The 8655-nt window shown below is 61.8% G+C and carries 8 protein-coding genes; 7 read left to right on the forward strand and 1 reads right to left on the reverse strand.

The annotated features are described in order from the left end of the window. The 7 genes from PLJ71_14995 (at window position 1) to PLJ71_15025 (ending at window position 5878) form a co-directional block, all read left to right on the forward strand. Window positions 1-306, forward strand: a complete 306-nt coding sequence (locus PLJ71_14995; GenBank protein ID HQM49994.1) for a V-type ATP synthase subunit F — start codon at window positions 1-3, stop codon at window positions 304-306. After that, window positions 303-953, forward strand: coding sequence for a V-type ATP synthase subunit E family protein (locus tag PLJ71_15000; GenBank protein ID HQM49995.1), 651 nt, complete (start codon window positions 303-305; stop codon window positions 951-953). Before PLJ71_14995 ends, PLJ71_15000 begins: the two co-directional genes overlap by 4 nt. Further along, window positions 946-2715 (forward strand): V-type ATP synthase subunit A, encoded by a 1770-nt coding sequence (locus PLJ71_15005; protein HQM49996.1) that lies wholly within the window; start codon window positions 946-948, stop codon window positions 2713-2715. The genes PLJ71_15000 and PLJ71_15005 overlap by 8 nt, the downstream gene beginning before the upstream one ends. Next, complete coding sequence (locus PLJ71_15010) at window positions 2690-4105, forward strand: V-type ATP synthase subunit B (GenBank protein HQM49997.1); 1416 nt, start codon at window positions 2690-2692, stop codon at window positions 4103-4105. The genes PLJ71_15005 and PLJ71_15010 overlap by 26 nt, the downstream gene beginning before the upstream one ends. 1 nt (window position 4106) lies before the next feature. Continuing rightward, window positions 4107-4736 carry a V-type ATP synthase subunit D gene (locus PLJ71_15015; GenBank protein HQM49998.1) on the forward strand — a complete coding sequence of 210 codons (630 nt, stop codon included), beginning with the start codon at window positions 4107-4109 and terminating at the stop codon, window positions 4734-4736. 3 nt (window positions 4737-4739) lie between these two features. Beyond that, window positions 4740-5231: a universal stress protein gene (locus PLJ71_15020; GenBank protein ID HQM49999.1), complete on the forward strand. Its 492-nt coding sequence runs from the start codon at window positions 4740-4742 to the stop codon at window positions 5229-5231. Window positions 5232-5407: 176 nt separating this feature from the next. Next, the gene (locus PLJ71_15025; protein ID HQM50000.1) at window positions 5408-5878 is read left to right on the forward strand and encodes a PTS sugar transporter subunit IIA; all 471 of its coding nucleotides are present in this window, start codon (window positions 5408-5410) and stop codon (window positions 5876-5878) included. 131 nt (window positions 5879-6009) lie between these two features. On the opposite strand, the gene PLJ71_15030 is transcribed toward PLJ71_15025, so the two are convergent. After that, a partial coding sequence (locus PLJ71_15030) for a glycoside hydrolase family 20 zincin-like fold domain-containing protein (GenBank protein ID HQM50001.1) occupies window positions 6010-8655 on the reverse strand: 2646 nt, incomplete at its 5' end.

An 8655-nucleotide genomic window follows, 5' to 3' on the forward strand; every position in this document is an offset into this window, starting at 1 on the left:
ATGATACCGTTCGTCATCGGCGACAGCCAGACCGTGGCCGGATTCCGGCTCGTGGGCGTCGGGGGCCGCGCCGCCACCGGCCGCGACGACGCATTGGCCGCGCTTAACGAGGCTCTCGAAAAGCGCGAAATCGGCGTTATCCTGATCCCCGAACGCATGGCCGCGAAGATCCGCGACGAAGTCGACGCCCGGCTCTACGGCGTCGGTTTTCCCTTAATCCTCGAAATCCCCGATGCGTCCGGCCCCGTTTCCGACAGGCAGACCATCGAAGACATCGTCCGCAGGGCGGTAGGAGTCAGCATATGAGTGAGGACGCCCTGGAAGCGGGTGGCGTTCAGATCATTGAAAGCATCCTTTCGGAAGCGGACACGCGGGCGTCTCGCATCCTCGAAAGCGCCGAGAACGCGGCGAACGCCGTGCGCGATAAGGCGCGTAAGGATGGGGAGCGCGCGCGTGACGAGGTTTCGGCCAAGACCCGCGAGCGGTGCGAGCGAACGCGCACCCAGGAACTCGCTACGGCCAGGATCGAGGCCAAGCGGCTGCTTCTGGCGGCGCGTGAAACCGTGGCCGAGCACGTCCTTGAACAGATCAAGACGAAACTCGACGCCATACGGCGCTCCCCCGATGCCTATGCCCAGTCCCTGTGGAATCTGGCCGCGGAAGCCGTGGCTGCCATCGGGCTACCCGAAGTGGTCTTGAGAATCAGCAAGACGGACGCCGGGTTTCTGGGCGATTCGTTTGCCGGACGGCTCGCGGCCGACAGCCGCGTGTCCGCCGCGGGAGTATCCAAAGTGGGGCTTCAACTCGAAGAATACGACTTGGGCGGAGGCTGCACCGCCCAATCGCCAGATGGACGCGTGGTTTACGATAACACTTACAGGACGAGGATGCAGCGCAAACGGCGGGAGCTTCGCGCAATGATCGTCAGGGATGCGATGACAGGCCATGGTTGAACGCATTATCGGAACGGTAAGACGGGTTGTTGGTCCCGTGGTCGAGGCGGGCAACGTCTCCGGCGTGGAAATGCTCGAACTCGTCTATGTGGGTGAGGAGCGCCTCGTCGGCGAGATAGTGCGCATCCGCGGGGATGCAGCATGGATTCAGGTCTATGAGGACACGACCGGCTTGCGGCCCGGCGCGCCCGTCATCGGCCAGGGCGAGCCGTTATCCGTCGAACTCGGTCCGGGCCTGCTGGGAAGCATTTACGATGGTGTCCAGCGTCCCCTTGATGTCCTGCGCGCCCAGATGGGCGATTTCGTGTCAAAAGGCGTTCACGCGCCCGCCCTGTCGCGTGAGAAGCGCTGGGGATTTGCGCCGTCCCTGAAGCCTCCATGCAGCGTCTCCGGAGGAACCGTCCTCGGCGTTGTCAAGGAGACGGAAGTCATTGAACACCGGGTGATGACGCCCCCTTCGGTGCAAGGCGAGCTTGTGCGGGTCGCGGGAGCAGGTGAGTACCGTATCGAAGACTCATTGGCTACCGTCAGGACCGCGGCGGGCGACGTTGAACTCACGTTCTTCCACAAATGGCCGGTCCGCAAGGGCCGTCCCTACGCCAGGCGGCTGCCGTATGCCACCCCGCTTATCACGGGGCAGCGGGTGCTCGACACGTTATTCCCCGTGGCTCGCGGCGGCGTGGTTGTTGTGCCCGGCGGATTCGGCACGGGTAAGACCATGGTGCAGCACGCGATCGCGAAATGGTGCGACGCCGACCTCGTCGTCTACATCGGATGCGGTGAACGCGGCAACGAAATGACCGGAGTCCTCAAGGAGTTCCCGGAACTGATTGATCCCCGCACCGGCAAATCGCTCATGGAGCGGACGCTGCTCATCGCCAACACTTCGAACATGCCCGTTGCCGCGCGCGAAGCCAGCATCTATACGGGTATCACCATCGCCGAGTACTACCGCGACATGGGGTATGACGTTGCCATCATGGCCGACTCGACGTCCCGCTGGGCCGAAGCCCTGCGGGAACTTTCGGGCCGCATGGAGGAAATGCCCGCTGACGAGGGGTTCCCGGCCTACCTGCCGACGCGTCTTGCCGAATTCTACGAACGCGCGGGTCCCGTCACTACCCTCGGCGGGCACAAAGGCAGTATCACGACGATCGGCGCCGTGTCGCCCCCGGGCGGCGACTTCTCCGAGCCCGTCACGCAACATACGAAACGCTTCATCCGCGCGTTCTGGGCTCTCGATAAGCAGCTCGCCAATGCACGGCACTTTCCGGCCGTCAGTTGGCTGGAGAGCTACAGTGAGTATATAGAAGACGTGGCTCCCTGGTGGGATGAGAAGACGCACGAGGAGTGGCGTGAGGTGCGTTCGGCGATCATGGCCGTCATGCAGAAAGAAGCCCGGCTCGAACACGTCGTCAAACTGGTTGGCGCCGACGTTCTGCCCGACAGCCAGCGGCTCGTTCTCGATGTGGCCAACATGTTCAAGAACGCCTTTCTGCAGCAGAGCGCCTTCGACAAAGTTGACGCGTTCTGTGTTGCCGAGAAGCAGTTCATGATGCTGAACATCATCGTGACCTTCTATAACCTCGCCGCCGAAGCTATTCAAAAGGGCGTCACCCTGGCCTCGCTGAAGAAGTTGGAGGCCGTGCGCGATATCATGCAGATGAAGTACGAATGCCCCAACGACGAGCTTGACCGGCTCGCAAGTCTGTTGAAAGAAGTCGAGGAATCGATTCATGAACTCACGAGCATCTACGGCTGAAACCTCGAATCGCCAGCTGCTGGACGAACGCGAGTACTTCGGGCTTGACGAAGTCTCGGGGCCGATTGTCGCCGTCAGCGGGATCCACAATGTGGGCTATAACGAGCTCGCGGAGGTCGTCGACCGCAACGGGAACAGCCGCCTCGGCATGACGCTGGAAGTCTCCGAAGGGGCCGCCGTGATTCAGATCTTCGAGGGCACGGCCGGGCTGAAGCTTGCCGACACGCGCGTGCGTTTTCGCGGCCATCCGTTGAACCTCGCGGTCTCCGAGGAGATGCTGGGGCGGGCGTTCGACGGTCTGGGCCGTCCGTACGACGGGGGGCCCGAGACCGTCGGAGAAGACCGCAATGTCAACGGCCTTCCCGTGAACCCGACCGCGCGAGACTACCCGCGCAAGTTCATCCAGACCGGTATCTCGGCCATCGACGGCATGAACACGCTTGTGCGCGGCCAGAAGCTGCCCGTGTTTTCGGGCAGCGGCCTGCCCCACCGTCAACTCGTCGCCCAGATAACGCGCCAAGCGAAAATCGTTGGGGAAAACATCCCGTTCGCGGTCGTCTTCGCCGGCATGGGCATCAAGCACGACGAAGCCCGGTTCTACCTCAAGAATTTCGAGGAATCCGGGGCGATGGAACGCGTGGTTGCGTTTCTCAGCCTTGCCGACGCGCCGTCCGTGGAACGCCTCATGACCCCGCGGATCGCGCTGACAGCCGCCGAGTACCTCGCGTTTGACCTCGGCATGCACGTGCTGGTAATCCTGACCGATATGACCAACTACTGCGAAGCCTTGCGCGAAATCTCCACCCAGCGGCAGGAAATCCCGAGCCGGAAAGGGTACCCCGGCTACCTCTACAGCGACCTGGCGAGCATTTACGAACGGGCCGGCATGCTGAGAGACAAACCAGGCTCGATTACCCAGATACCCGTCGTCACGATGCCCAACGACGACATTTCGCATCCGATTCCCGACCTTTCGGGCTTCATCACGGAAGGCCAGATCGTGTTGGACCGGGATCTCGATCAGCGCGGCATCTATCCGCCCATTGCGGGCCTTCCCTCGCTCTCGCGCCTCATGAAAGACGGAATAGGGGAGGGGATGACCCGGGAAGACCACGCACACCTTGCCAGCCAGCTCTTTGCCTCTTATGCGCACGTAAAGGAAATCCGTTCTCTCGCCTCTGTCATTGGCGAAGAAGAGCTGACGGCGCTCGACCGCACCTACTTGGAATTCGGGGAGCTCTTCGAGCGCCGCTTCTTGTCCCAAGGTCTCGATGAAGACCGTTCGATCGAGCAGACACTCGACCTCGGATGGGAGATTCTGCAGACGCTTCCACGCGAGGAACTGCATCGGATCACGGAAGAGGAAGTCAGAAAGTACTACGGGAAATAACATGCCTGGCCAACAGATAGCACCAACACGGACCAATCTTCTGCGCCTCAAAGCCGAGCTCGCCTTTGCCCGCTCGGGATACGAACTGCTTGAGCAGAAGCGCGAGATTCTGGTCCTCGAACTCAAACGGTTCACCGCCCGCGCCATCGAGGCGCAACGAAAAGTCGATCAGCATCTGGCCGCGGCCTATGCTGCCCTTCGGGAAGCGCAATTCGCCACGGGCGTCTCGGGCGTCGCCTCCGCAAGCAACGCGGTCAATGTCGAACCGGTCATGAATCTCCGGGAGCGCAGGGTCATGGGCGTCTCGCTCCCCGCAGTGGAGCTCACGCTCCGAGACAATCCGCCCTACTACGGCCCCAGCGGCACCTCCGTTTGGACGGACGAGGCCGTTCAGCGGTTCAAAGATGCGCTCGGGTCCATCGCCGTCCTGGCGGAATGCCGGATTTCCGTGATTCGGCTTGCGCGCGAGATCCAAAAGACCATTCGCCGCGTCAACGCGCTCGAACGGGTATTCATTCCCGACTACCAAGACAGCCTGCACCATGTGGAAGGCGCGCTCGAGGAAGCGGACCGCGAAGCTTTCTTTGTCCTCAAGCTGATCAAGGACCGCCTCGAAGCCCAGGGGAGATAGCGTATGGCAGTTTTCCCGCACTTTGGAAAAGCCTTGGTCTATATCGAGACCAACGAACGCGGTCTCGAGGCCGCGCGCTACGCCATCGCCTGCGCAAAGCGAACCGGCGGGGAACTCCACGCCGTTGCCGTGGTCAACGAGCGAATTCTCGAGGAACTCACCAAAGCTCGAGTATTCCTGAAGGAAGAGGGACTCGATCTCAGGCGCGATGTCGAGGAAGACGGCAAACGGTATCTTGCGCTCGTACAAAGGCTTGCCCACGAGAAAGAAGTTCGTGTCACTACGGAACTCCTTCACGGCGTGGTTCATCGCGAAATCCTTGACAAGGCCAGGGAGATCAACGCTAGCATAATTATTCTTGGGGAAATCGAGGAATCCCTGAGCCGGAAAGACACCACATTCAACGAATCTGAGCGTGTTCTCTGCGACGCCCGGTGTCCTGTTCTCATTGTAAAGGGCAGACGCCTGGTGAAGGACTTTTTTGACTCTGCATAATGAGGCAGGCAAGACCGTTCGGGCGTGTCCCGGGCTCTTTCTCCGGGGTTTCGGGAATTGAAACCCGTGGGTGGGCCGAGAAGTCAAACAAGAGGCATTTTCAATGAATTACGAATTACGCTGGCAGGAAGTGTTACATGGCGTGACGGCCAACATGCGAAAGCCGGCGTGGAGGCATGAAGATGGTACTGAAGGAACTACTTAAGGCAGACACCATCCGGATCGACATAGACCAGCTCGACAAGTGGTCGGCCATCGAACGGCTCGCCGACCTGCTCGTTGACAGCGGGAAGGCCGCCGACCGCGCGGCCCTTGTCGATGCGATTGTGAACCGGGAGAAGCAAGGCAGCACGGGCCTCGGCAACGGCATCGCGATTCCCCACGCCCGCACCGACGGTGTTCGAGAAGTCGTCGCCGCTCTCGGCATCTCAGGTCCCGGCATGGATTTCGATTCGGCCGACGGAAAACCCTGCCACCTCATTTTCCTTATCGCCGCCCCGCTGCGCGAATCGACGAAATATCTCGAGGCCTTGGCGGCCGTAGCGTCGCTCGGAGAGCGTGCGAGTTTGGTCTCCCAATTGAAATCTGCACGCTCCGTAGACGACGTTCTCGCCTTCTTCGACGTTTTCCGGCACCGGGCGGATTGACGGCGGGTATCCTCTCTCACGAAAACTACATGGCCGGGGCCGGCCGCGAACGCAGAAATGGCGCGGGGAAGACAGGTTGAACACCGCCTGTCTTCCCCTCAGCGTTTTCGTTGGTTCTCACGCTTGGGCAGTCACTTCTTCAGCAGCCACACCTCAGCGACCTGGCAGCCGCGGTTGGGAGGCCGGTGCCAGAGCCACCGTTCCTTTTCTTTCGAGAGTTGCCACTCGAGTTCGAGCACGCCGTCCGCTGCGGCCTCTGGGGGAACATCGAAGTCGATGGGCTCCAAGACCTTGGGTTGAGGCAGCCAGCCGTGGATTTCCTGCACGCCGTCCGCTACGAGCCGCATCGTTGACCGGAAACGCCCCGCGTACGTAACCCGCAACACGTAAGACGTCCCCGGCTCCAATCCCTCATACCGCATGCGCAACGGCTGGCCATACAGGGTCTGGCCCTGGTCAAGCCAGGACAGCCGGCAGGCGCTGGGCTTGAGCGAGATGTTGTCCGTGGCGAACGAATACTCGCACTGGACCGAGTTCACGTAGCCGGGGTCGGCCTCCCACGCGGTTTCCCGCAACACATGGGGCTGGTTAAACGGGTTACCCAGGTCATCGTAGAATATTCCGGCAAGCGGCCGTTCGCGGTTTCTCACGGGATGCTCCCAGTTCGCAATCGAAGTGAGCCGCCATGTCTGCGCGGCCGTGTCCTTCAACGCGAGGATTTCCCGGAACTGCGCCTCCATCCAAACCCGGTTATTGAGCGGGCAGTCAATCGTGTCGAGCACGGCGCCGCGTTCCGGATTCTTCGCGAGATAGGGCGGATGGATGCTGAGCTGCATGCCGATGGTGTCAAACAGCAGCTGGCACAGTTCTTCGATCCGGTACCGGTATGTCCACGAGTCCGAGTCGCGTTCCGCTGCCGCCAGCTCGGCGCGTGCTTTGCTTATGGCGGTTTCGGACCCGAACTCGCTGGCGTGAAGCAGCACGGAGCAGGCCCGGGACTCGCAGCGGGCTTCGACGATGGCCCGGCGCCGCAGGTAGGCGTCGCAGTAGGCCCGCAACAGGTACATCTGGAAGCGCCAATTCGACTGAACCATTTCCGGATTGCGCAACTCGAGCGCGCGCCAATGCCGCAACGCCGCCTCGATCCCGAGATTCTCCGCGACGGGCCCCCGCCAATTGTCTTCGAGCATGCGCAAGCCTTTGGCGATGGGTTCGGCTTCCTGCCCGCCGAAGAAGACCCGGCCGTACTCGAGCAGAATGTCTTTGATGGGCATGTCCGGAGCCCAGCCCACTGCGCTCCATACGATCTTGTTAAGGTCGTCGTTCACGCCTTCCGAATAGGTCACGAAATTGCCGGTATCCGCCTGGGAGAACCGGGCAATGTGGCGCATGTCGCGCGGCCTGGGATTCGGCGCCTCGCGGTTCACGGCGTGGGCGAACACGCGATCCCAGTCCTGCACCGGGTATTGGCACCGTACGTTGTGCGTGATGTCGGGATAGTGACGTATGGGATAGCGCTTGGGCGTTCGCTCGCGCATTTCGTGCAGCGACATCTTGGTCCAGGGGCCATACACCACGCCGTCCAGCCATCCCGGCTGCTGCTTCTGCAGGTATTCGAAGAAGAAGTCGTTCTCGGGGTCCTCGAACGTCTGATTGGAAACCCAGAGTGTGGCGCCAGGGTGTATTTCCTGAATGAGCGGGGCCAAACGCTCGAGGAACGGCATCAGTACCGGCGCGGGCGTCAGGCCGCCGTCGCCACCGGGGACGAACACGGCATCGAGACCCGTCAGGCTCTCCAGCAATGCGCGCCAGCGTTCAAGCAGATGGCCGGCCTCGTCCGGTTTGCCCACATCGACTTCCGAAGGGATCTCTTGCCAGATCCAGCAGTCGATGCCGTATTCCTCAAGCACTTTCGACCATTCCGCGGTCATTTCCCACGTGGTCTTGGACATAAGAGGCCCCTTGGGCTCGTCGGGATAAAGCGACGTGGTGAACTCCACGGCGTTAGTGCCGAAAATGACCAGGTCGCGCAGATATTGCTCGAACTCGGGCGTTTCCCATGCGTCGAAAGCATTGGGCGTGTCCCGGTATCCGAGCTGGTGGCCGCGTATCGGGTATGCCGGCGCGGAGGATTCCTTCAGGCCGGCGGCGACTGCGACCTTGCCCGCGTCCAATTCCGCGATTCGCAGAAACCGGCCCACCGCGAACAACGTGCCGCGCGGATCGTGGCCCCTCAAGTGGACTACCGGCGCTTCGGGACGCGCCGAATCCACCCAGAGCGCATAGCCGTCCGCTTTATCCGGGACAACCAGACCTGCTGGGGGCGCCGCGCCGCCTGGTTGGGCGGCGGCGCCAAGGACGATGGCCGGGCGCGCGTCTACAGGCTGTTCCGGCGCTTGGGGTAGCCGGACACCCGTCCGGCGTTCGATCTCGTCGGACAGCATGTCCGCCGCTTTGGCGAGAATGCCGGAATCTTCAGGGACCACAATGACGCCCTGCGAGAGGTCGGCGAGTCTTCCCTGGCCGTCCTCGACCGCGGCTTGGGCCGGAAAGTCTTTTGCTTCTGCCCATTCCGGCAGGACGGCAAAGGCGTCGGCAAAGTTGATCAGCTTGTCGCAGTGACTGTCTGTCTGCCATCCCGCGCGCCGCAGCCGCCCGTAGAAACCGGTGATTTCGCCGGGACAGCCGTCGTCGTCGGTGTGATACGCCATCCACGTGAGGTTCCGGAAGGCGATTTCACCATATTCCTCGCCGCCCCCCGCTGCATAGAACATCGC

It is taken from the genome of Candidatus Hydrogenedentota bacterium (genome assembly GCA_035416745.1).
Classification (GTDB): Bacteria; Hydrogenedentota; Hydrogenedentia; order Hydrogenedentales; family SLHB01; genus UBA2224.

Bases quoted from the DNA above. Each gene is read 5' to 3' on its own strand.
- PLJ71_14995 (HQM49994.1), top strand. From the start codon at position 1: ATGATACCGTTCGTCATCGGCGACAGCCAGACCGTGGCCGGATTCCGG.
- PLJ71_15000 (HQM49995.1), top strand. From the start codon at position 303: ATGAGTGAGGACGCCCTGGAAGCGGGTGGCGTTCAGATCATTGAAAGC.
- PLJ71_15005 (HQM49996.1), top strand. From the start codon at position 946: ATGGTTGAACGCATTATCGGAACGGTAAGACGGGTTGTTGGTCCCGTG.
- PLJ71_15010 (HQM49997.1), top strand. From the start codon at position 2,690: ATGAACTCACGAGCATCTACGGCTGAAACCTCGAATCGCCAGCTGCTG.
- PLJ71_15015 (HQM49998.1), top strand. From the start codon at position 4,107: ATGCCTGGCCAACAGATAGCACCAACACGGACCAATCTTCTGCGCCTC.
- PLJ71_15020 (HQM49999.1), top strand. From the start codon at position 4,740: ATGGCAGTTTTCCCGCACTTTGGAAAAGCCTTGGTCTATATCGAGACC.
- PLJ71_15025 (HQM50000.1), top strand. From the start codon at position 5,408: ATGAAGATGGTACTGAAGGAACTACTTAAGGCAGACACCATCCGGATC.